Origin of the sequence: Janthinobacterium sp. UMAB-56, assembly GCF_900095265.1 — a bacterium.
Lineage (GTDB): Bacteria > Pseudomonadota > Gammaproteobacteria > Burkholderiales > Burkholderiaceae_D > Janthinobacterium.
Genome location: NZ_LT607669.1, coordinates 19,516 through 44,153, shown reverse-complemented (window position 1 = coordinate 44,153; position 24,638 = coordinate 19,516). Strand labels below are relative to the sequence as shown.

General features: G+C 53.1%; 15 protein-coding genes. 5 read left to right on the top strand and 10 right to left on the bottom strand.

The window, feature by feature from the left end; genetic code table 11:
• Positions 1-196: 196 nt before the first annotated feature.
• The 7 genes from K0F85_RS24185 to K0F85_RS24155 form a co-directional block, all read right to left on the bottom strand.
• Positions 197-781: an SIS domain-containing protein gene (locus K0F85_RS24185; protein ID WP_071650239.1), complete on the bottom strand. Its 585-nt coding sequence runs from the start codon at positions 779-781 to the stop codon at positions 197-199.
• 127 nt (positions 782-908) lie between these two features.
• A complete protein-coding gene (locus K0F85_RS24180) occupies positions 909-1,319 on the bottom strand; it encodes an MgtC/SapB family protein (protein WP_217494206.1) in 411 nt (136 codons plus the stop codon).
• A gap of 426 nt (positions 1,320-1,745) precedes the next feature.
• Positions 1,746-2,408 carry a response regulator transcription factor gene (locus K0F85_RS24175; RefSeq protein WP_071650237.1) on the bottom strand — a complete coding sequence of 221 codons (663 nt, stop codon included), beginning with the start codon at positions 2,406-2,408 and terminating at the stop codon, positions 1,746-1,748.
• A 511-nt stretch (positions 2,409-2,919) separates the two neighbouring features.
• Positions 2,920-6,105, bottom strand: a complete 3,186-nt coding sequence (locus K0F85_RS24170) for a CusA/CzcA family heavy metal efflux RND transporter (RefSeq protein ID WP_070289056.1) — start codon at positions 6,103-6,105, stop codon at positions 2,920-2,922.
• Between the two features lie 14 nt (positions 6,106-6,119).
• Positions 6,120-7,640 carry an efflux RND transporter periplasmic adaptor subunit gene (locus tag K0F85_RS24165; protein WP_070289055.1) on the bottom strand — a complete coding sequence of 507 codons (1,521 nt, stop codon included), beginning with the start codon at positions 7,638-7,640 and terminating at the stop codon, positions 6,120-6,122.
• Positions 7,637-8,962, bottom strand: a complete 1,326-nt coding sequence (locus K0F85_RS24160) for a TolC family protein (RefSeq protein ID WP_071654388.1) — start codon at positions 8,960-8,962, stop codon at positions 7,637-7,639. Before K0F85_RS24160 ends, K0F85_RS24165 begins: the two co-directional genes overlap by 4 nt.
• Before the next feature lie 552 nt (positions 8,963-9,514).
• Positions 9,515-12,487 carry a Tn3 family transposase gene (locus K0F85_RS24155; RefSeq protein ID WP_070289053.1) on the bottom strand — a complete coding sequence of 991 codons (2,973 nt, stop codon included), beginning with the start codon at positions 12,485-12,487 and terminating at the stop codon, positions 9,515-9,517.
• A 755-nt stretch (positions 12,488-13,242) separates the two neighbouring features.
• Here K0F85_RS24155 and K0F85_RS24150 point away from each other — a divergent pair.
• The 5 genes from K0F85_RS24150 to K0F85_RS24130 are packed head-to-tail and all read left to right on the top strand — an operon-like array spanning position 13,243 to position 19,996.
• A complete protein-coding gene (locus K0F85_RS24150; protein ID WP_232731429.1) occupies positions 13,243-14,592 on the top strand; it encodes a TolC family protein in 1,350 nt (449 codons plus the stop codon).
• Positions 14,589-16,160 (top strand): efflux RND transporter periplasmic adaptor subunit, encoded by a 1,572-nt coding sequence (locus K0F85_RS24145; RefSeq protein ID WP_070289051.1) that lies wholly within the window; start codon positions 14,589-14,591, stop codon positions 16,158-16,160. Before K0F85_RS24150 ends, K0F85_RS24145 begins: the two co-directional genes overlap by 4 nt.
• A complete protein-coding gene (locus tag K0F85_RS24140) occupies positions 16,157-19,312 on the top strand; it encodes an efflux RND transporter permease subunit (RefSeq protein WP_071080257.1) in 3,156 nt (1,051 codons plus the stop codon). Before K0F85_RS24145 ends, K0F85_RS24140 begins: the two co-directional genes overlap by 4 nt.
• A gap of 5 nt (positions 19,313-19,317) precedes the next feature.
• The gene (locus K0F85_RS24135) at positions 19,318-19,677 is read left to right on the top strand and encodes a hypothetical protein (RefSeq protein WP_131687601.1); all 360 of its coding nucleotides are present in this window, start codon (positions 19,318-19,320) and stop codon (positions 19,675-19,677) included.
• Between the two features lie 58 nt (positions 19,678-19,735).
• Complete coding sequence (locus K0F85_RS24130) at positions 19,736-19,996, top strand: hypothetical protein (protein ID WP_070289049.1); 261 nt, start codon at positions 19,736-19,738, stop codon at positions 19,994-19,996.
• A gap of 161 nt (positions 19,997-20,157) precedes the next feature.
• Here K0F85_RS24130 and K0F85_RS29155 read toward each other — a convergent pair whose 3' ends face one another.
• The 3 genes from K0F85_RS29155 to K0F85_RS24115 form a co-directional block, all read right to left on the bottom strand.
• Positions 20,158-20,697: a flagellar basal body protein gene (locus K0F85_RS29155; RefSeq protein ID WP_306821361.1), complete on the bottom strand. Its 540-nt coding sequence runs from the start codon at positions 20,695-20,697 to the stop codon at positions 20,158-20,160.
• Between the two features lie 97 nt (positions 20,698-20,794).
• Positions 20,795-22,186 carry a hypothetical protein gene (locus tag K0F85_RS24120; RefSeq protein ID WP_232731428.1) on the bottom strand — a complete coding sequence of 464 codons (1,392 nt, stop codon included), beginning with the start codon at positions 22,184-22,186 and terminating at the stop codon, positions 20,795-20,797.
• 42 nt (positions 22,187-22,228) lie between these two features.
• Complete coding sequence (locus tag K0F85_RS24115; protein WP_219118428.1) at positions 22,229-24,610, bottom strand: heavy metal translocating P-type ATPase; 2,382 nt, start codon at positions 24,608-24,610, stop codon at positions 22,229-22,231.
• Positions 24,611-24,638 lie beyond the last annotated feature (28 nt).

Below are 24,638 nucleotides of genomic sequence, written 5' to 3'. Positions count from 1 at the left end.
AGCTTGCGCTGTGGAACATCGGTCGTACTTAACATTTTCCGATACCGCATCTTTCGCGCAGCTATTGAAACAGTGTCTTTAAGAACCATCCCTAACGATGGGGAAGTAAAAAAACAGTATAAACCAAGGACAAGTTTTATCTCATCAGGTAAAAATTCTCTGCATTCCAGTGAGGCCGGATTTTCACATAAATGTACTAGTAGTTTTCAGGAAAGCGCGAACGCTCTACCAATTCGATCAGTATGTGAATAATCTTAATATGCATCTCTTGCACGCGGTCTGCATATTGGCCAGCTGGTGCACAAATACAAACATCGCATAGTGGCTCAAATTCCGAACCCGCCTTGCCCGTCAATCCAATTACCTTCATTCGGAGATTGCGGGCGCTGGTAACAGCCATAATGATCGACGGACTTTTTCCGCTCGTACTGATGGCTAACAGCACATCTCCTTCACGCCCATGCGCCTCCAGATAGCGAGAAAATACCTGGTCATATCCGAAATCGTTTGCAACACACGACATATGGCTTGGGTCACTGATCGCTGTTGCTGGCAGACCAGATCGATCATTACGGAAACGCCCAGTAAACTCTTCTGCAAAATGCATCGCGTCGCACATGGACCCTCCGTTACCACATGTGAATATCCTTCCTTCACCATTAAAGGCAGCCAGCAAGACATTTGCTGCACGCTCTACCCGCTGCAGCCCAGATTCGTCGGTTAGAAATGTATCGAGGGCCTGTTTAGCATCGGTCAAACTTGCTTTGATGTGTTCCAACATAGTTTACTCCGAAATATATTTTAAAATATCTTACTATTGATAATAATTTTAACTTCATTAATTTTAACAAATAACTATACATAAAACTTCACAAGAAATATTCGTAATGATGGGCATTCATGATCATTCATGTATTTAATTTTCTGAGACGTAGTGTCAAAAAAGTTACAAAACTCAATACCACGGCGATATCGTACAAAGCAAATCCCACTGCAGCGCCAATTGCGCCAGTCACCCACACTGTCGATGCCGTGGTATTTCCGCGCATCTCGCTACTACTCTTGAAGATAGTACCGGTACCAATAAATCCAATCCCCACAATCAAACCGTATAGGACCTGCGCTAACTGTGGTGAATTTTCACCGAGCGCACCGATTCCAATTAAAATAAAACCGCAGCTGGCCATTGCAACTATAGGAAATGTCCGCAAACCTGCGCCACCATTTGTTGCCGACTCTCTGTCCCACCCAATTGGCAATGCCAAAGCATAGGCGATCAACATATCAATAATGTGAGAAGCGACTTCAATCCAGCTCATTGATTGAAAGCGAAGCATCAAAATATAACCTTCTTTTAATTTATTAAAATTTTGGACTGCACAATGGTTTTAATGGCGTCGCCGTTTTCGCTTTCGTGGATGTCGAGTCGGTAGAAGAATTTCTTTCTTTACCAACTTTTTTCTACGACTCGACAGCCGCATCCATAACACGAATCCCATGAGCAGCAAGAATGTCAGAACGGATGTACCCAAAACTGTCCAAGTGACCTCCAGATGAAAATCAGGCATCTCTGTAAGATTGCGCGCCCCCACGCTTTCAATTGGTTTATTTTCTACTATCGGAGAATTTTTAATCGCATCATTCATTTCAGATCTCAATTAATATGTGAGATGTATGTTAAAATTTATATAGCTTTTTAATTTTTATATTTTGTATTTAGAACGCATTCAACTCCAAAGGAATTTTTAGCATGGATTAGCCATTAAATATCCTTGGCCATAGGCGGTAGTAATAATGCCCGCACCCAGTTTGCGTCGGACCTGACAAATATGCACGGCTAGCGTATTGCTTTCAATCGTAGCAGCTCCGTCATACATCATTGCTTCTAGATGCTCATGTCCAACAACATGTCCCTTCCCCTGCATAAGGGTTAGCAGGATCCGGTATTCGTGATCGCTAAGCCGGACTGGCTTACCAGCACGCGTTACACTACGCTTTACGACGTCAATTTCAATATCGCCCCAAGTTATTAAAGGCACCATACGGCCCTCACTTCTTCGGGTTACTGCGCGTACGCGCGCCCACAGCTCATCAAATTCAAATGGTTTCAGCAAATAATCGTCTGCACCAGAATCAATCCAAGTTATACGCTCACTCACCTTACAGGATTCGGCTGTTATGAGTACTGGTGTCACGTCATATTGAGCACGCATATTTCGAAGCAGGTTCAACCCGAATTTCGAAGATAGATCATTATCGATTAGGACAATAGAGTAACTCGTCTCAAGCAAGGCCAATCTTGCTGCGATAAGGTCTTTCACATGATTGATCCTCCAGCCATTTTTCAAGGCGCTATCAAATACCTTATCGGCAAATGAGATATCACTTCCCAGCAATAATATACGCATGACTCCCCCCCCATCTTTACCAAAAAATTATTTTTATTTGATTGTCAAATATTTTATTTCTATAAAATTTTTGTGATTAACCAATTTAAATCCGGCAACCAATAGGACACAGAATCAAAAACAACAAAAATCAACAATAAAACGAGTGCCAATATCAACAATTTTTCGCCGATATATTTTATAAATTCTCTTTCATTTTTCATTGATACACCAACTCTTTCCCTATACATCATATCAATGCACAATTAAATCGCAATATTTTTTGAAAAAATTCAATTACTGCCAACCTTCTGATCGCGCTAACCAAGAAGAAATTCTAAAAATATTAATTAATAATTTTCATTTTTAATAAAATAAATAATAATTACATGCAGTATTATCGAAATCATACTTTTCTACTGTGCCCATAGCGGTATTGTGATTTCTGACCACGTCTATGTCGCTCTTTTTCCGCCCAAGCGATGCCATGCTTGGGCGGTTTGTTATCAATTGTCGTTAATCAATATGAGGATCAAGCAGGAAGTTGATCTTTTTCCTGGACAGTACCGGATTCAGCATCCTCATCCTTGCCATGTGCTAAGCGATAAAGCAGCGGAAGGACCAGTAGCGTTAGCAGCGTCGATGAAATAATTCCCCCAATAACGACTGTCGCAAGTGGCTGTTGTACTTCCGCACCTGTGCCGGTCGCAATCGCCATCGGAATAAATCCCAGCGATGCCACTAATGCAGTCATCAAGACTGGTCGCAAACGAGTCAGCGCACCCGTCGTGATTGCCTGGTCTAAGGACATGCCCTCATCGCGAAGTGTCCGGATAAAGGAGATCATCACTAAACCGTTCAGCACGGCCACACCAGACAAGGCGATAAAACCGACTGCAGCGGAAATCGAGAGCGGAATATCGCGCAGCCAAAGCGCCAGAATGCCGCCTGTCAGCGCAAACGGAATGCCTGTGAACACAATCAAGCCGTCCTTGGCGTTATTGAACATCACGAATAGCAAGGTAAACACGAGGAATAATGCGAGTGGCACGACCAGTTGCAGTCGCTGGGTTGCTGACTGCAGTTGTTCAAAAGTCCCGCCCCAGATCATCCAGTAACCAGGTGGTATTTTGACTTCCTTCTGAATCAGTTTTTCCGCTTCGGGAACGAAGGTACCAATATCGCGCCCACGCACATTCGCGCTCACCACGATGCGTCGCTTGCCATCCTCCCGGCTGATCTGATTAGGACCTGGTGCAAAATCGAGGGTGGCTACTTCGGAGAGAGGGATGAAACTAACTTCCCCGGCCGCACCGTTCGTTCCCGAAGAACGTGCCAAAGGAATAGGCAGGCGCTTGAGTGCCTCCAAGTCAGTTCTCAGATCTTCCGGAAGCCGCACGATGATGTCGAAACGGCGGTCACCCTCAAACACGGTGCCGGCATTTCTTCCGCCTGTAGCAATCGCCAACGCTTCTTGAACCGCGCCGACATTGAGGCCATAGCGAGCAGTCTTCTCCCTATCGATATTGACAGTGAGCATCGGCAGGCCGGAAGTCTGTTCGGTCTTGACCTCCGCCGCGCCGGGGATGCGAGAAAGTACACCAGCGATTTGCGCCGCTGTCGCATTCAGGACGTCCATATCGTCGCCAAATATCTTGACGGCGACATCGCTACGCACCCCAGAAATGAGTTCATTGAAGCGCAACTGAATGGGCTGTGAGAACTCATAACTGTTGCCAGCGTAAGTGGCTGCCTCCGCTTGTACGGCCGCTAGTACTTGCGCGCGGGTTTTTTTCGGACTCGGCCAGTCTTTTTCAGGCTTAAGCATCACATAGCCGTCTGAAATATTCGGCGGCATCGGGTCAGAAGCAATTTCCGCAGTACCTGTACGCGCGAAGACCCGCTCAATTTCCGGAAACTTGGCCTTCAGACCAGCTTCGAGCTGTTTCTGCATTTCGATCGACTGGGTCAGGCTAGTCCCCGGGATGCGCAACGACTGAATCGCAAAATCGCCTTCGTTCAGATTGGGAATGAACTCGCTCCCCATCCGACTTGCGACAGCACCCGACAGTACGATAAGCACGACTGCAGAGGTTACCACGACAGCTTTATTGAGTAACGCCTTGGCCAGCAAAGGCGTGTATAAGCGCTTGGCGAACTCCATTACGCGATTTTCTTTTTCAGCAACATTCTTGCCGATAAACAGTGCGATAGCGGCCGGGATGAAAGTGAGCGACAGAATCATCGCGCCGACAAGTGCCGCGACAACGGTAAATGCCATTGGATGGAACATTTTTCCTTCCACACCGGTCAGGGCGAAGATAGGAATATAGACGATCATGATGATGAGCTGACCGAACAACAATGGGCGACGTGCCTCTTTTGCCGCAGCAAATACCTCATGAAAACGTTCCGCGCGAGTCAATGTGCGTTGATGATGCGCTTGCGCATGAGCCAGACGGCGTACGCAGTTTTCTACAATGACAACGGCTCCGTCGACGATGATGCCGAAGTCAAGGGCGCCGAGACTCATCAGGTTCGCGCTGACCTTATAAGTTACCATCCCCGTGAACGTAAACAGCATGGCCAGCGGAATGACCATCGCGGTGATCAGAGCAGCTCGTATGTTACCAAGGAATAGGAACAGTACGACGATGACCAGTACCGCGCCTTCCATCAGATTTTTCTTAACGGTATTGATTGCCTTGTCAACCAGCACGGTCCTGTCATAAACAGTGACGGCTTTGACACCAGCGGGCAAAGTGCGGTTAATCTCCGCCATTTTTTTGTCTACCGCTTGCGAGACGATCCGACTGTTTTGTCCAATCAGCATGAAGACAGTACCCAACACAACCTCGCGGCCGTTATCGGTCGCCGCACCGGTACGCAGTTCACGCCCGAGTTCGACTTCGGCCACATCACGAATGCGAATCGGTACCCCTTGAACGGTATTGAGAATAATATTTCTCATATCCTCCAGCGACTTTACCTGGCCAGGAGCGCGGATCAGAAACTGTTCACCACGTTTTTCAATATAACCGGCACCGACATTGTTGTTGTTCGCGTCCAGCGCAGTGACGATGGCCTGAAACGTCAGGCCATACGATGACAGCTTTGTCGGGTTCGGTGTAACGTGATATTCCTTTGCAAAGCCACCTATGGAGTTGATTTCCGTAACCCCAGTCACGTTGCGCAATTGCGGCTTGATGATCCAGTCCTGGATTTCACGCAAATCCGTCGGCGTGTAAGGCTGGCCATCGGCCTTCTTTGCGTTCGGCTCACTCTCAACTGTCCAGAGATAAATTTCGCCCAAACCCGTTGAAATTGGACCGAGTACCGGAGATACGCCTTCAGGCAAGCGTTCTTTCGCTTCCTGCAATCGTTGGTTGACCAGTTGCCTGGCGAAGTAAATATCCGTTCCATCTTTAAAGATGACGGTAATCTGCGACAAGCCATAACGCGACAATGAGCGCGTCTGCTCCAGACTTGGCAAGCCGGCCATCACTGTTTCGATCGGAAAAGTCACACGTTGTTCAACTTCCAGCGGCGAATACCCTGGTGCTGAGGTATTAATCTGAACCTGGACATTGGTAATATCGGGTACGGCATCAATTGGCAGCTTTTGGTAGCTGAAGATACCAATACCCACCATGGCAATAACACCGAGTATCACCAACCATCGATGCTCGATGGAAAAGCGGATTATGCGTTCAAACATTTGATTTCTCCGGCTTAATGTGCATGTTCGGCGCTGTCTTTGCCCTGCTCCGCCTTGAGGACGAAGCTACCTTTTGCCGCATACGTAGTACCAGCAGCAAGACCCTTTACGATCTCGGTGTATTTCCCATCGCTGCGGCCGGTCTCCACTGGCTGAGCGAAAAAGCCGCCATCGATGCGGATATACACGGCTGGACTACCTTCAACCGTCTGGATTGCATCGCTGGCCACCGCAACAGGTACTTCGCGCTCATCGGAGGTCAGGTCGACATTGACGAACAGGCCCGGGCGCCAGGCCAGTTTCGGGTTTGCCAGGGTGACTCGCGCTTTGGCCGTGCGTGTCTGTTCTCCAAGCAGCGAACCCACATAGGAAACTACACCAGATGCCTCGGAATCCATCGTGGTTGCCTTGACGAGTGCTTTCGTACCAACGCGCACAGTGCCGAGATCCTTGGCGGGAACGATGATTTCTGCCCATACCGTTGACAGATCCGCAATCGTGAATACGTTCACATCGGCGGCCACAGATTCGCCTAAAGTAATGTGCTTTTCGATGATTGCACCATCGAATGGCGCACGCAGTTCAAAGCGGTTCAATGCACCGGAACTAGCACCAGAGGCACCAATGGCGGCGATTTTTTGAGAAGCGTTCTGAGCAGCTATTTCCGCTTCGCGCAGCCCCTGCTGGGCTTGCAAATAATCCTGCTCTGCGGAAATTTTGCCTTCCCACAATTTTTTCTCGCGGTCGTAGGTCAATTTCGCCATCGCCAAGCGCTTTTGCGCACCAAGCGATTCGCTGCGCATTTCAGACAAAACGGTGCTGGCGATGATTGCTAGAACTTGTCCTTTCTTTACCTGCTGACCAAGGTCGACGGCCACACTTTCAACTACACCTTGCAAACGGGGCACGATGTGTGCAGTACGGTCTTCGTTGAAGCGCACTTCGCCAGCTAGTTGAAAGGCACTATTAATACTCGCCGTACCGGATTTTGCTACCATCACCCCAGCAGTCTTGATTTGAGCATCAGTCAACTCAATTTTGCCTTCCTCGCTTTGCAACTTGATCGGGATCGTGACGCCGCCCTTACGGACAGTAATGAGAGCATCAAAAATATGCGGTTCGGCAATGCTCTCTTTGGCCAGCAAACTATCTTTGTCGACTGCGAATTCAAAGTTCATCACCTGGCCGTCAGCGCGTTTGATTTGCTCGGTCGCAGTGGCGGTAGTCGGCGCAACGGGTTTGCCATTTTCGTAGAGCCATAAGCGATGGCGAGCTTCTCCCTTCTCTTCTGCAAGGATGACTTCAACGGTAGTCGCCCCTTGGACAAACAATTTTCCGCCATGGCTGCCTTTGCCGGCGCCTCCTCCAACGCCTTTCTCTTTTTCATCTGCCTTGGCGGAAGTTTCAGTGTCCGTCCCTTCCGGGGCGCCGCCGGATTTACCAGTAAATAAAATGGCGGCCAACAGCACAGCGCCGATTGCTACGATCGCCATCATCGCGCGCAGCGATTTCTTTTCAATGTTCGGTGTTTTCATTTTGTTTCCTGATATGAGATCGCAGGTGCAATCAAAGTGCCATTCGATTCAACGCGTCCGATAATGCGATCGATGTCGGCGGCGGAGCGATGTGATTCAGCGAGCGCGCGTACATATTGAGTTTTTGCCTGGAAAAGTGTGCGCTGTGCATCAAGGACATCAAGGAAGCTAAATTTTCCGAGTTCAAACCCTTTTGAAGCTGCCTCATATGCACTCAGCGCTCCTGGCAGAATGTCGGTCCGCAAAATTGTCAATTCGGACTGCGCAACACTGAGGCGTGCAGTTGCCTCAGCAACTTCCGCTGACAATCTGTTCTCTACTGCCTTCAGTTCATCTCTGGCTTTGTCTGCTCGGCGCAAGGCTGCGAGGACATTGCCTTGATTACGATCGAAAAGTGGCAACGGAATCGATAGCCCCAAGATGGTGCGACGCGGCCCGACTTGACCAAGTTGTTCGTCACGCTGGGTTCCAACGATCAGATTTACATCAGGAATCCTGCGGCTGCGTTCTACCTTAGTCAACGCCTCTTGGCGATCAACTTCCAGACGTGCCCGGAGAGTCTGTGGGGCTGTCGGAAGGCGATTATTCAATTCATTAGAGGTAGGGATAGCCTGTGCTGGCATTTCAAGTGCGACAACGGAATCAAACTGGGGTGTCTGGCTTCCCCAAGTTGCAGCGAGACGCCGTTTGGACAGCGTCAGATCATTGGCAGCCTGATTGAGTTCGATCTTGCTGCTTGCTTCCGCCACACGAGCCCGGGTTTGCTCTACCGGTGACACCTTGCCTGCCATCACACGCCGCGCCGCTGCATCGCTGACGCGCTGCGCAAGTTGCTGTGATACAAGCGCAAGTTGATAGCCCTCTTGAGCCGCTACGACGTCGAAAAAAGCAGTCACGACGTCAGCGCGCAACGAGGTACGGTACCCGGCCAGATCGGCAGAGGCAATATCCCCTCCGAGGCTCGCTGCCGCCATGCGGGCAGCACGTTTGCCACCCAGCTCCAACGGTTGACTGAATTGTATAGTTCGTGTCCTCTGTTCTTTTTTTAGACCCTCCGAAACAAAGGAAAGCTCAGGGTTAGGTCGGGTACCCGCCTGGATCAATTCGCCAGCGGCGATATCAATATCACGCATGGCTGTCCGGAGCCCAGGGTTGCCCTCAAAGGCGAGTTTGATTGCTTCTGCCAATGTCAATGCAGAAGCGCCTTTATGAGCAGCCGCTGGGGCTGCCGTTGCAACTGACGGTGCTTCCGTCTGTGCAGCCGCTTGCAGCGGAAATGCGAGTACGATAGCAAGCACAAGCGGCAAAAATGATGGTCGCATAGAATTCTCCAAAAAATGAAATGGGAAGAATCCGGCGACGACACGCTCACCTGTAGTGGTGATCTACAAATACGAAGATGTGTATGAGTCGATGTCGCCGGACTAGGCGGCAACATGCCACTGAGGGCGCTCAGGTAATTCAGGATAGGGAGGGGGTAATGCTCGAACTAATAACGGCGGGGAATGAATTGCCGTCAACGGCTCCTCGAAATTGGAAGCCCAAGTGATCATGCCTACCAAGCCATGCGAGCACGATGGGCAGTCAAGATGAACAGCCGATTTCTTTGAACTGGAAGAGGAAGAACCACAGCAAGTATCTTTGGATGTTTTGTGTTCGTGCTGGTGATGCCCAAAATGCAAACTTGCTTTACCGCTCTCATGCAAGCAATATGCGCTCGCAATTCCCCAACTCATCTGGAGAGCGAAAGCGACAGCAAGAATATAGAGGAAGCGTTTGAGCATGACTGATTATAACTGGATATTACTCGGGATGTGATAGAGGGCCGGCCGGGATTGCAGTTTTTTTCGCAAAAACCGACCTAACCAATTGATTTATTTGGTAAATTCGACTTTATAATTCATCGGGGCTACCTCGCGTTCAAGGTCCAGCATATATTCGCCGAATCGGTTGATGTGCCCTTTCCGATATGGCGCTAAGCCGCGAAGCACCTCCTCCGTTAGCACATATCCCTTTGCCTGTATTGTCTTGAGGAGCCGCGTCATCTCATGGACATTGTGCAGGATGACCATGTTCGCAACGAGCTGGTTGTACTTGATAACCTTGCGCTGTTCGTGCCGAACGTTTTCGGCAATGATGCCTTCGCCCCCAAAAAACAACCATTTGATGAAGCCGTTGAATTCCTCGCTCTTGTTGGTTGCTGCATGGATGGTACGACGCAATTCTGCGTCGTTGATGTACTTGAGCAGGAACATTGTCCGATGTACCCTACCGAGCTCGCGGAACGCGTAGTAGAGCTTGTTCTTGCGGCTAGCGGTCCCTAGGCGGCGCAGGATCGTCGATGGCGCAATCTTGCCCGCTTTGATGGAAATAACGACGCGCAGCATGTCCTTCATATGGCGCGCGATCAGTTCCCAGTCGATCGATCCACGGAACAGGCTGCCAATATTGTCATACTGGTCGGCCTTGTCCGCCTTGAAGAACACCAGATCTTTGATATTGCGGATGCGCGGCATCAGGTCGATACCCAGCAGCGAAGCCAGGCCAAAGACAGGCGTGCTTTGGGCCTGGGTATCGCCGTGCAGCGTATCTGGCTGGATGTCCGACTGGTTGTTGATTAGCCCATCGAGGATGTAAACCGCCTCATAGACGCCGCATGGAATAAAGTGACTGAACAACGCGATGTACTTGTCGGACACATGGTAGTAGCCAATGCCGCCGTATCCACCGTAGCGGATATGGTATTCGGAAAGCAGGTTAGCCTCGTAAATGTTCCATTTGGTACCGTCGGCCGACGCGCTCTTTCCCGACCCCCAATAACGTGGCAATGCGAAGCGGTTGTATGCATTGATCACCTTGACGATCGCCTTGTCCAGACGCTGCTCGGTGACATGCTTGAGATTGAGCCAGGCCACCTGCTTGCGGCTCAGTCCCTTGATCGAGCGTGCGGTTTGCGTGGCGCCCAGGTTACAACCATAGCAAAACAACGTAGTGATGAAGCGCTTGCGCGGATCGTCTACTTTGGCCTCGAAGCCGGACAACGGACCGAAGAGTTTATGCAAGTCCAACCATTTTTCAGTCTCGGTCAATACATCAAGGATGCTCACCGGATCCATTTCATTGGTGACCATCTGCTCGATGGCGTCAAGTTCGGGTGGCGGCTTCGGGCGCTCCATGCGACGGATCACAATGCCGCTCTCGTCTATATCGGCAAGGCTATTTTGCGGGAATCGGCTGTCAACGTCGCGCGCTAGACTGCCGAGTTTGTCGCGCAACTGCGCGACAAACGCCGGAGCTTCCACCGACAGCCCTACCAGTTCACCATAGGCTTTCACTTCACGCTCGTATTGCTCCCAGTCCACCAGGTGGTTGCGATAATCATCGTAGTCGCCGCTATGCTCGACGTACAGATCGCCCGACTTGAGTTCATCCATGACTTGCGTCATCACGGCAAGTTCGAAATACTTGCGATGCACGTTCGCTGGGGCATCGGCTGCGACTCGGCCAAAAACCAGCTTGCGCCACTTATCGGACATCCAGTCCAGTGCCAATTCAGGTAGCGCACCTTCTGCCGCTGGCAGTTGTTCCTTGTGGCTGGAGCGATGCTTTTGGATGATGGCGATCGCCGCCAGCAGGCTCTGATCCTGGGAGCTCGATTTCAGACTGAGCGCTTCGAGGCACTTGAAGAGCAGGCTGCGCTTGCCAACATACCCGACCAGCATGAACGGATAATAGTTATTGCCAGCATACGCCATGTGCTCGTCGCATTCAGTGATCCATGCCCCAAGATCCCCGTCGAGGGATTGCTCGACCCTAGCGACGCGCTCCTCGTCGCTGCCCTCGTCGCTCAGGACGGTCAGCACTTCGCGGAACTGTCCGATCAAACGCTCAATCTGTTCGGCGTGCTGCAGGTGATATTGCCGCAACCGTTCCTCGGCACCGTTATGCAAGCTGCGGATGGTCTTGATGAAGATTTCGGCGATATCGTCCATTGCCTTCTGCAACTGGCTTTGAATCAGCAGCACGATGAGGGTGTGGCGCTTGAGTGGCTTGAGCCGCCGCATTTCCGCCACATCCAGGGCACGCGCCTCCAAAACGAGTTGTTCACGCTTGGTTGCGGCGATGGCCTCGGTATTGGGCAGATCCTGCGCCAGCGCGATCATGGTCTCAATGTGGGCCAGGAAATCCGTCACCGCACGCACATTGGGCTGCTTCGGCTCGCGTTTGAGGCTATCCCATATGCGCAGGTTCTTACCCGCAGTGAGCATGTGTTCAAAACGCTCGACCACGCAAGTTGGCAATCCGCCAGCCACCGCCTTATAGATGCCGTCATTGACGCTGGTACGGGAATGGCGAGCCAGCCTGAACAAGTAGGTGAATCCAGGCAGTTCCAGGCGACGCTGGACCAACTCTTCAATCAGGACATTGATAATGTCGGGTAGCTCCTGCTTGGTATGGGCAGCCTGCAGGGCCTGATCTTCCAGCCAGTATTCATCGGACGAGTCCATCACCCGGATCCCCACGTACCCGCGCAGACGGCGCTGGTGTGTTGTCTTGCTACCGGATTGATCGTATTGCGCCAGCGCTCGTTTTGCCGGAACGCGCAGACCGCTATGTTCGCAGATATGCCGCACCACGATAGACGGGATGCTCGACAAAGGGACGAAATAACCGAGCCTTTGCAACAGCATAAGTTGGATCAGCAAAAAAGTACGATGCGATGCTTGGCGATACAGCGTGAAGATATGGTCAATTTGTGCGCGCGAAGGCGTGTAGATCGCCCCGAGCTCCTGCTCAGTGAACTCTTGTTTCAGGCGTGGATAAGCCGTTTCATGGATATTCGTCATTGAAATCAATCGACACCGGTCCAGCGAAGGAATTGCTGGAAATGGTGCATCGATTGCAAGTTTTTTGTCAAGCAATTAAACGTAAAGCATTCCAATCCGGCGACATATGTCTTTGATTGACCTTCCCATTATGGTAATGCGTATAGTGATGATATCTGTCATTCGATCCGTACTTGCTCACGGTCAAGTGACAGCATAGCAATAGCTTGACAGTTGGTTTGATACAACCTAGGCTACGAATATCATCCGTTTAGATAGTTTATGAAGACCTCCCGCACAGTGCGATTGTTCACGGCTCTTGTCGCGATACTTAGCATGCTGTTCATGCAGCATGCGGTCGCTTCATACCTATGCCCCGGCGTACCGATGGGAGTCGGTAGTTCCGTTACATCCGCAGGTGTTGGGGTGTCTGCGATGCCCGCGATGACAGACTGCGCCGGCATGGACACTGACCAGTCGACGTTGTGTCAAATTTATGCTGTGGGGGATGCGTCCAGGCAGTCGCTGGACAAGACGCCTGTCGCCGACCACCCATCTTTCGTACCTGTTGTCCTGCTTCTGACGTTAGCTATTTATGACACTCCCGTAGTGTATACAGCCAAACCTCCTTTGCTCATTACCTTGGCGAGGCCAACGGCACCGCCTATCGCTATCCGCCATTGCTGTTTCCGTATTTAACACTCCAGACTGCCTAGATCGCCATCGCCTTGTCGGGTTCGACAAGGCGATGCCTCCCATCGCATTCTGGAGCTGCCATGTCAATCCCGTACACCGTGCATACAAATGCACGCGTCGTCCGCCTTCACCCATTCATGAAGACGGCGTTAACTCTCGCCCTTACTGTTCCGCTGCTTGCCTTCGTTCATGATGCGCGCGCGGCCCCCCAGCCAGTCACCTTCACCGAGGCGCTGCAGCAGGCTGTCGCCCGCTCGCGCCAACTTCATGCGCAGGACCAGGCAACTGTCGCCGCACACGAAATGGCGGTAGCAGTGGCGCAGCGCCCCGATCCCACTCTCAAGGTCGGCATCGATAATGTGCCCTTAAGTGGCACCGATCGCTTTAGTTTGAGCGGGGATTTCATGACGATGCGGCGCATCGGCATTTCGCAGGAACTGACACGCGCCGATAAATTGCGCTGGCGTTCCGCACGTCTTGAGCGCGAAGCCGACAAGGCGCAGGCGCAAAAAGATGTCGCACTCGCCGCGATTCAGCGCGACACGGCGATCTCCTGGCTCAACGTCTACTACATTCGGAAAATGTCAGTAGTTCTGACAGAACAAGTGGTCTTTTCCCGCCAGGAAATTGACGCCGCTACGGCCGCCTATCGGGGCGGGCGTGGCAGCCAGGCCGACGTGCTGGCTGCGCGTTCTGCCTTGTTAACCCTTGAGGACCGAGCCAGTCAGGTCGAACGCGACCTCAATACGGCAAAAAACATGCTGGTGCGTTGGACTGGCAGCAGCGGCGAACTTGCCGATTCCAGCATGCCCGACTTGGGCACCATCCCTCTGGACCCGGTGTTGCTCGACACTGAACTGGCGCACCGCCCGCAGATCATGGTGTTGAATCGGCAGGAAGAAGTCGCCCAGGCCGACGTCAATCTGGCGCAAGCGAATCGGCATCCGGACTGGAGTATCGAGTTCGCATTCCAGCAGCGCGGCGCGGCCTACTCGAACATGGTCTCCGTTGGCCTATCCCTGCCATTACAGTGGGATCGCAAAAACCGGCAGGACCGCGAACTAGGCTCCAAACTCGCCTTGGTCGAACAAGCGAGGAGCGAACGCGACGAACTGCTGCGAGAAGATGCCGCCAACATCCGTGCCTTGCTCATCGAATGGAGGAGTGGCCAAGAACGTAGCGAGCGCTACGCGCTCCAGCTATTGCCCCTTGCCGACAAGCGAAGCCAAGCGGTCCTGGCCTCTTATCGTGGCGGAAAAGCCTCTTTGGCTGAGGTGCTCGCTGCCAGGCGTAACAGTGCGGACATGCACGTTCAGTTGCTGCAGTTGCAGATGAATACAGCCCAGTTCTGGGCACAGCTTCGCTTCCTCTTTCCCGACATCGCAATCACGCAGATTTCCGCAGTACATCGCCAGCAGGAATTCAAATGAACAATAAGAAATTACGCGTCCTAGTACTTGCGGGTGCCCTTGCAGCGGTCGCTTATGCCGGTTACCAGTTTGGTTTACGACAAGCACATCAGACAGTATCTACAGGTGACGTCAAGGCGGTATCCGGCAACGCAGCAGGCGCCGCGAGTGCTGCCAACAAGAAACCATTATATTGGCATGACCCCATGGTGCCGGGCCAGAAGTTTGACAAACCCGGTAAGTCACCGTTCATGGATATGCCGCTGGTGCCCGTCTATGCTGCGGGGGATGGTGAGGACAGTAATGTTACGATTAGCCCGCGGGTCCAGCAAAACCTGGGAGTGCGCACAGCGCTCGTCACATCAGGAAGGATGTCCGCCGGCTTGGTTGCCGTCGGTAACGTTGCCTATAACGAGCGCGACGTGGCACTGGTGCAGGCGCGTAGCGGTGGATTTGTAGAGCGCTTGTATGCGCGTGCCCTGCTCGATCCGGTGGAAAAGGGGCAACCCTTGGCTGACTTGTATGTCCCTGACTGGATCGCGGCACAAGAAGACTATCTGGCAAGCCGTCGTATGCAAGGCAATGAAACAGCATCCCTGGTCGACGCTGCCCGCCAGCGCATGCGGCTAGTTGGTATGAGTGAGGGGCAAATCCGGCTAGTCGAGTCAAGTGGAAAGGTCCATCCTCGCTTGACGGTTTCAGCACCCATCAGCGGTGTGATCGCAGAGCTTGGCGCCCGCGAAGGAATGACCGTCTCCGCTGGTGCGCCGCTGTTTCGCATCAATGGACTTGCGACAGTATGGGTCAACGCGGAGGTTCCCGAAAGCGTGGCGGCCAAGGTTCGCCCTGGTGACGCCGTCGAAGCGCAGGTACAGGCGCTACCCGGAACTATTTTCAAGGGCAAGGTGGGTGCCATTTTGCCGGAAGTTAATGCCGCGACGCGAACCCTGAAAGCCCGTGTGGAGCTGGCTAACCCCGGCGCTCAGTTGTTGCCCGGTATGTTTGCTACTCTGACCTTCGCGTCAAACAGTGGCACCGATGTTTTGCAGGTGCCGTCGGAGGCAGTCATCCAGACGGGTACGCGCAGCGTTGTCATGCTTGCCCAGGAGGGCGGCAAGTTTATGCCCGTCGATGTGGAGGTCGGCAGCGAAGGCAGTGGTCTCACCGAAATTCGCAAGGGCCTATCCGCTGGTCAGAAAGTGGTCGTCTCGGCGCAGTTCTTGATCGATTCCGAGGCCAGCCTGAAGGGAACGACGACACGCATGAGCGATACGCAGTCCCCTGACGCAGACAAGGCACTTCCGCGCCACCATGGGGTAGGCAAGGTCGAACAGATCGGCAAGGATGAAATCACCATTTCGCATGGCCCTATCACGTCGCTGCAGTGGGGGGCGATGACGATGGGTTTCAAAGTGTCTTCCACGGGCTTGCAGCGCAATATTGGCATAGGTGACCGAGTCGCCTTCGACATCCAGCAAGGCGAGGATGGCAGCTTTGAGATCGTGGCCATTGCGCCGACCTCCGGTGCGCCGAAACCCGAAAATAAACCCATGGGTGGCATGAAAGCACCCGCGGGAGTGGCGAAATGATCACAAAACTGATCCGCTGGTCTATCAGCAACCGTTTTCTGGTCTTGTTGGCGACTGTATTCATTACGGTCTGGGGCATTTGGTCGCTGGCGCGCACGCCGCTCGATGCCATTCCCGACCTGTCGGACGTGCAGGTTATTATCCGCACCAGCTATCCGGGGCAAGCGCCGCAAATCGTCGAGAACCAGGTCACGTATCCACTGACCACCACCATGCTGTCGGTGCCGGGTGCCAAGACGGTGCGCGGATACTCGTTTTTCGGTGACTCCTTCGTCTACATTCTGTTTGAAGACGGTACCGATCCGTACTGGGCGCGTTCACGGGTGTTGGAATATCTGAACCAGGTGCAGTCACGCCTGCCACCGCAGGCAAAAACCGCGCTCGGACCAGATGCGACCGGCGTCGGCTGGGTCTATGAATATGCGCTGGTCGACCGTAGCGGCAAGACCGATTTGTCGCAATTGCGCGCCTTGCAGGACTGGTTTCTCAAGTATGAGTTGAAAGCGGTGCCCAACGTCTCGGAAGTGGCCAGCATTGGCGGCATGGTGCGTCAGTACCAGATCGTGCTCGATCCAGACAAGATGCGCGCCTTTAACATCCCACATGGCAAAATTATCGATGCCGTGCAGAAAGCCAACCAGGAAACGGGCGGTTCCGTGCTGGAATTGGGCGAGGCCGAATACATGGTACGGGCCTCTGGTTATCTGAAGTCGCTTGACGACTTCCGCAAGATTCCGTTGATGACGACTGACGCTGGCGTATCGGTCCGGCTGGGCGATGTCGCGCGCATCCAGATCGGGCCAGAGATGCGGCGCGGGATTGCCGATTTGAATGGTGAGGGCGAAGTTGCTGGCGGCGTGATCATCATGCGTTCCGGGAAAAATGCGCTGGAAACCATCGATGCCGTCAAGGTCAAGCTGGAAAAGCTAAAAGCGAGCCTTCCGCCCGGCGTCGAGATCATCCCCACCTACGACCGATCGAACCTGATCAAGCGCGCTGTGACCAACCTGAAAGAAAAGCTGATCGAGGAATTCATTGTCGTCGCTGTGGTCTGTGCGCTGTTCCTGTTTCACTTGCGCTCGGCGCTGGTGGCCATCATCACGCTGCCGATCGGCATCCTGATCGCCTTTATCGTCATGTACTACCAGGGAGTCAACGCCAATATCATGTCGCTGGGCGGTATCGCCATTGCTGTAGGCGCGATGGTCGATGCCGCCGTGGTGATGATCGAGAATGCCCATAAGCATATTGAAGCCTGGAATCATGCCCATCCAGGTAAACAGCTAAAGGGTCATGAGCATTGGCGCGTCATTGGCGACGCTGCTGTTGAGGTTGGACCAGCACTGTTCTTTTCGCTTTTGATCATCGTTCTCTCGTTTATTCCCGTGTTCACTCTGGAAGCGCAAGAGGGCCGTCTGTTTTCGCCGCTGGCCTTTACCAAGACGTATGCGATGGCGGCGGCGGCTGGACTGGCGGTGACGCTGATTCCCATTTTAATGGGCTATCTGATCCGCGGCCGGATTCCCGATGAGCAAAAGAATCCCCTCAATCGTTTCCTGGTCGCGCTATACCGCCCCTTGCTCGATGTCGTACTGCGTTTTCCAAAGCTGACTTTGCTGGCGGCAGCACTGGTAGCAGCCATCACGATCTGGCCCATGACCCGGCTCGGCGGCGAATTCATGCCGCCATTGGATGAAGGCGATGTGCTGTACATGCCGTCGGCGTTGCCCGGTCTGTCGGCCGGCAAGGTCGCGCAGTTGTTGCAGCAGACTGACCGGCTGATTAAAACGGTACCAGAGGTACAAAGCGTCTTCGGCAAGGCCGGTCGAGCCGAGAGCGCCACTGATCCGGCGCCGCTGGAAATGTTCGAAACCATGATCCAGTTCAAGCCGCGCGATCAGTGGCGCCCTGGCATGACGCCGGAAAAATTGATACAGGAACTGGACCGCACCGTCAAGGTGCCTGGGCTGTCCAACATCTGGGTGCCGCCGATCCGCAACCGGATTGACATGCTGGCCACCGGCATAAAAAGCCCGGTCGGCGTCAAGGTCGCAGGCGTTAGCTTGCAGGAAATTGACCGCATCACTGGTGAGATAGAACGCGCAGTCAAGAAGGTGCCGGGTGTCTCCTCAGCGCTGGCCGAGCGCCTGAACGGCGGACGGTACATCGACGTCAACATCGATCGCGACGCGGCCGCCCGCTATGGCTTGAATATAGCAGACGTGCAAAGCGTGGTGTCGGCGGCGATCGGCGGCGACAATATCGGTGAAACTGTTGAAGGATTGCAGCGTTTCCCGATTAATGTGCGCTATCCACGCGAGGTGCGCGACTCAATTGAGAAACTGCGCCAGCTACCGGTGCTGACAGAGCGGGGGGCGCAAATCCGGCTGGGTGATGTCGCCGCGATCCGCATCGACGACGGCCCACCGATGCTCAAGAGTGAAAATGCCCGGCTGTCAGGCTGGGTGTATGTCGATATTCGCGATCGCGACTTGAGTTCGACTGTGTATGACATGAAGCAAGTCGTCGCCAGGGAAGTCAAATTGCCGGCGGGTTACTCCATTGCATGGTCGGGGCAGTTCGAATATCTAGAGCGTGCCACTGAAAAACTCAAAATCGTCGTGCCAGCGACCTTGCTTATTATCTTCGTGCTGCTTTATTTGACCTTCAAGCGCTTCGATGAAGCGGCCTTGATCATGGCAACGCTGCCGTTTGCGCTGGCCGGCGGCATTTGGCTACTGTGGTTGCTCGACTATCACCTGTCAGTCGCCGGCGGCGTCGGCTTCATCGCGTTGGCTGGCGTCTCGGCCGAATTCGGCGTAATCATGCTGCTTTATTTAAAGCATGCCTGGGATGAACGTCTGGCGAATGGTAACGCTAGTGAAACCGATCTGCTCGATGCAATTCGTGAAGGGGCGGTCTTGCGCGTGAGGCCCAAGGCAATGACGGTGGCGGTCATTATCGCCGGCCTGGTGCCGATTATGCTGGGCACCGGCACCGGGTCGGAGGTCATGCAGCGCATCGCCGCGCCGATGGTTGGCGGCATGATTACCGCGCCGTTGTTGTCCATGTTTGTGGTCCCTGCGGTTTATCTGCTGCTTCGTCGGCGTCAGATCCGTGCCGCCGGCTCGGCAGCAGCAGAGGAGAATTAGCCGTCATGAGACCGTTCGGCACCTACCGCTCGGCTAAGCACCTCGTGTATTTCGTGAGGTGTGCGGTGGTGTTGTTCGGTTTTATCTGGTGCAGCCATATACCGGCGTTTCCACTGCAAAACGACATGCCTGCATCTGCGGCGATTGCGCAGCCGATGGCCATGCCAAGCTGCCAGACATGCGCCTTCTGCTATATGGGACCACCTTTTGCCGACCATAACGCAGGCGGCGACTATCCGGATCTCGGTGCTACCACTGCTACGATGCGTTTTGTTTCGCAAACGGATAGAAGTGATTTTTTTTCTGATATGTCAGACGTTCCCGCAGTTGCGCTGCGGCTTTTGTATTGTCGATGGTTGAATTAGCCACTTGACCATGGGGATGACGATGCATACATCAAATTAGTTTATCGAGGAGTCTATCATGAAAAAATTACTACTTACGCTGCTCTGTATCAGCACTCTTAGCACTGCATTTCCCGCCTTCGCTGGCCCGGACTGGCAACTGATTGAGCAAGGGCGCAAGGCCAAGCAGGCGCAAATGATGCGAGCGGCCAATAAAGCCCCGCAAGCTGGAATGGAACATCAGATGGAGCCAAAAAAGGATCATCAAATGGATCCGAAAATGTATGAAAAAATGGATCAAATGATGAAGGACTGTCAGGAAATGATGAAGAAAAAGTAACGCGGTTTTGAGTGCTGGATGCGATCGCTGCTGGTGGCATATGCGGCCAGCAGCGATCGTATCCATTCAGGTGCTTACCCGATCACGCCATGACTTAATCTTTCCGTTGCCTGCGGTAGTTGCATTAAGTCGCTACTGTCAGTATTTCCAAGAAGAGATTACTAATATGGTGTATTTTTCAAAAGGTCATCTAGTTCCTTGAAGCGTCCCTTGACACGATCAACGCTGTATTCATACATGAGGGAATTGTGAGCAAATTGGGCCCGTTCAACATCCATATCAACGGTGTTTCCATCAATGCTACCTTGGGCTGGAATACGAAATTGCAGGGAAACGTCATCTTTTGACTTTCCTGTTTTTAAGGCCTTCTCAATGTCAATATCTACCGCCACATATCCAGGCGTATCGGCATTCGCGATATTGGATGCGAGAAGTTCTTGACGGTACGCCCGCAGTCCGAGCGCACGTTCATTGATACTCACCTGCTGCCAAATCTTAGCAGCGGTCAAATTCAATGGAAGGTCAAACTGTGTGTGTTGAATAGTTGCCACTGGAGGCAAGGCCATTGCCACTATTGGCGTCGATCCTAGTGCATTAGCTAATGTGGCAGAAAACATTTGCCCTGCCGTCTTGCCTTCCGCGCTGGTGCTACCCTTAACTGTGAGCCCGATAGATGCCTGGATCGATTCAATTTTATTCATGGATTCCTCCCTCATTGACATTCGATTTCTGACGTTTCAGAGAGCTGGTCGGATAGAGTAACTAACTAACCTGTTCGCTTTAAGGATCAAACACGTCTCAATCGTGATGGGAACTAGCTCTAGTCGCGATAGAGCTGATTTCATTCGCAGTGCGCTCGTCGTCCAAACTATAAACAGGTGCAAAACCACCTCCAGGGGTGCGAAAGTTGGTGGTTTGCCCCTGATACATCCTGGCCGCGGTCCACTGCACCTTTCCGTCATAAACATAGACTCGAAGGTCGAATTTCAGCGAGCTAGGATTATCGGTGGAACCGATCGAGCGCTCACCGGGTATGACGAGGGCCTGAGCGACGTAGTCACCAGCCAGAATGTCCTGCCATACCCGTTTGGTGATCTTTTCACCACGGTACGTGGCTCGCCCCCCGTAACCTGCAACAGGTTTAAAAAACAACTTTCGGCGCTCCGTCCACAAGCGGTCCGCATCGGAGGCCGTCACAATCTGCGTTCGCGGTATGCTCTTGAGCAGAATATCTTGCACGGCGGGGGCTACGCCAAGCGCTACGAGCTCTTTCTTATCCGATAGCAGAACCAGATTTGCCTTATTTGCATAGAGGGTATGCGCTTGGGGGTGCGGCGTTAGCACGATTGCGCTTTCTAGATACGCCGAACGCAATGGGAGACACTGGGGCGACTCAAGCATGAAATCGGTCAGCCGGTTATAGACCAAGTCGATAGCAAGATCCCCATGACGTAAAACGCCATCACGATAGGTAAGGTCCGATGGTGAGGCAATAACGGCCTCTATGCCGTGGCGTTCGAACAAGCGTCGAAAAAGAACAAACTCGGGATAGAGATACTGCTGCTCTGGATGATCGTCAACTATCGCGACTGTCCGAAGTGGCTGTGAACGTTGAGAGAGCGCCCATTCCGACTCAAACATGTTGAAGATGGTATCTTCAAGGGTCGCACCGCTATCAATGGCTCGTGTCAATTCACTATCGCTGAGACAGCACGATCTATGGGCTTTTGCCATCGCGGCGTTGAGCATCGCTCCACCGGCATTTGTGTTGATTTCGATGAGCGCCAAGGTATCGTCGTGGATGTGGAAGTCATAGCCAAAAAATACTCCTTTTGCATCATCAGGATTATGCTTGGCAATGTCAGGAGCATCAGTCAGAACGCGCGCACGATACGATGGCAGCGATATTACGGATTCAATCGCTGCAATAACGTCCGCAATACGTTTGCTTTGGCGATACGAGACAAAAATAGGCCGCGCAGAAAATAGATAGGGACACCGCTCCTCGATCAACTCGTGCAATCCGTCCATGCCCGGTTCGCTAGAAAGCGCTATTTTCAATGCGGAGCTATCCAAACTGGTGCAGAAACAGTCTCTATTGAGGCGTGCAGCCGGAAGAAAATTCAATTCTTCGTTGCTAAGCAAGCAGCCATTATTCGATGCAGCTTTCACTATCGCAGGTATATTCATGTTTGCTTCCACAAGAATGTCGCTCGGTGCCACAGTCAGCGGTTAAGGCCGACCGGTACCGCGCAACCGGAGTGCATTGGTAATGACAGACACGGAACTCAGGCTCATCGCTAACGCGGCGATCATCGGCGATAGCAGTTGGCCAGTAAATGGATACAGCACACCGGCAGCCAGGGGAATGCCCAAGGCATTGTAGACAAACGCGAAGCCCAGGTTCTGCCACATATTTCGAACAGTATCGACCGAGATTCGACGGGCAAGGGCAATCCCACGCAGATCTCCTTTTACTAAAGCGACGTGAGCGCTATTGATAGCCACGTCTGTTCCTGTACCCATGGCAATACCAACATTGGCCTTCGCCAGTGCGGGGGCATCATTGATTCCATCGCCGGCCATTGCGACCACCTTGCCTTGCTTTTGCAGTTTTTCTACCAAGGCCAACTTGTCCTGTGGTTTCACCTCGCCGTAGAACTCCGTGATGCCCAGCCTTTCGGCTACGGACTTCGCAGTGGTGACGCCATCGCCAGTGGCCATGATTACGGTCAGCCCTTCAGCGCGCAAGCCTTCTATGGCCTCATGCGTCGTTGCCTTGATGGGATCCGACACCGCAATCAGTCCAGCCAAAACGCCGTCAGAGGATAGATACATGACGCTAGCACCTTCTGTCCGCAGGCGTTCAGCGACCTCAGCAAGCGGCCTCCAATCGACTTTGTCAGCATCCATCAGCGCGGTGTTGCCCAGTGCGATGTGCACCCCGCCAAGCGTGCCGCGCACGCCAATACCGCTGGCAGACTCAAAACTGTCAGGTTTGGTTAGCACCAGTGCTCGCCTGTTCGCTTCGTAGACGATCGCGTGCGCTAACGGATGTTCGCTGCCCTGGTCTATGCTCGCCGCCATTTGCAGGACGTCTTCGTCCTTGAAACCGGGCGCTGCGACCACGCTGTTAAAGGAAGGCTTACCTTCAGTGAGGGTCCCCGTCTTGTCGACAATCAGTGTGTCGACCTTCTTGAGGTCTTCTATCGCTGCGGCATCCCGAAAGAGCACACCTTGGGTGGCCGCGCGGCCTGTGGCGGCCATAATGGACATCGGCGTGGCTAACCCCAATGCACATGGGCAAGCAATGATCAGTACTGCAACGGCGTTAACAAAACCAAAGACCCAGCTCGGTTCAGGGCCATACATTCCCCATAACACGAACGTCAGTAGCGCTATTGCCACGACAACGACCACGAAATAGCCTGCAACACTATCGGCGAGTCGTTGCATAGGCGCGCGGGAGCGCTGTGCCTGCGCGACCATTTGTACGATTTGAGACAACATCGTGTCGCTGCCGATTTTCTCGGCACGCATAATCAGGCTCCCGCTGGTATTGATCGTTGCGCCAATCAACGTGTCTCCGGGACGTTTTGTCACAGGTAAGGGCTCGCCAGTCAGCATTGATTCATCAAGCGAACTCTCGCCATCAAGCACTACGCCATCAACCGGCACCTTCTCACCGGGTCTGACACGGAGTTTGTCGCCGACGTGGACGTGCGTGAGAGGAATGTCGTCTTCGGCCCCATCGTCCTGAATGCGCCGAGCCGTTTTCGGAGCGAGGCCAAGTAAGGATTTGATTGCGGCGGAAGTTTGGGAGCGTGCGCGCAGCTCAAGTATCTGTCCAAGAAGCGTGAGCGAAACAATGACTGCTGCGGCTTCAAAATAGACGCCTATGCGGCCATGTGCAGCAAAGGTAGGTGGGAAGAAGCCCGGTGCGATGGTGGCGACGACACTATAGCCATAGGCAGCCATTACGCCAAAACCAATCAAGGTCCACATATTCGGGCGCATGCGTGCCAGCGATTGCGCCCAGCGCGTGAAAAATGGCCAGCCGGCCCACAGTACGACAGGGGTACTTAATGCGAATTCAATCCAGTTCTGGCCTGGCAGCCCCATTTCAAGGAACACATGCCCAAACATCGCCAACAGGAACACCACCAGAGTCAGAGGCAGCGTCCACCAGAAACGATGGCGAAAATCGACTAGCTCCGGGTTTTCCGCCTCATCTAGCGTCGGCATTTCAGGTTCGAGCGACATGCCGCAAATGGGGCAAGTTCCCGGTGCAGGCTGGCGTATCTCGGGGTGCATGGGGCAGGTGTAGACCGCTCCCTGCTGTGGCGAGTGCTCGGGGCTGGGCGCCGCATTCGCTCTATCGATGAAGGAATCTGGCGCTGCGTTGAACTTTGCCATGCATTTCCCGCTACAGAAGTGGTAGACCATACTTTTGTAGGTGATTTCTTGCTCGGGATTTGCGCCAACGCGCATGCCGCACACAGGATCGATGAATGGTTTTTCTTCCCCTGTCTTCATCGTATTGCCAGGCCCGGTCTTGCTATGGGTATCGTGATGATGCTCGTGCGCATGATGCTCGGCGTCAGTTCTAATCATGAATCACTCCTTGGGCAGATTCGCCTGT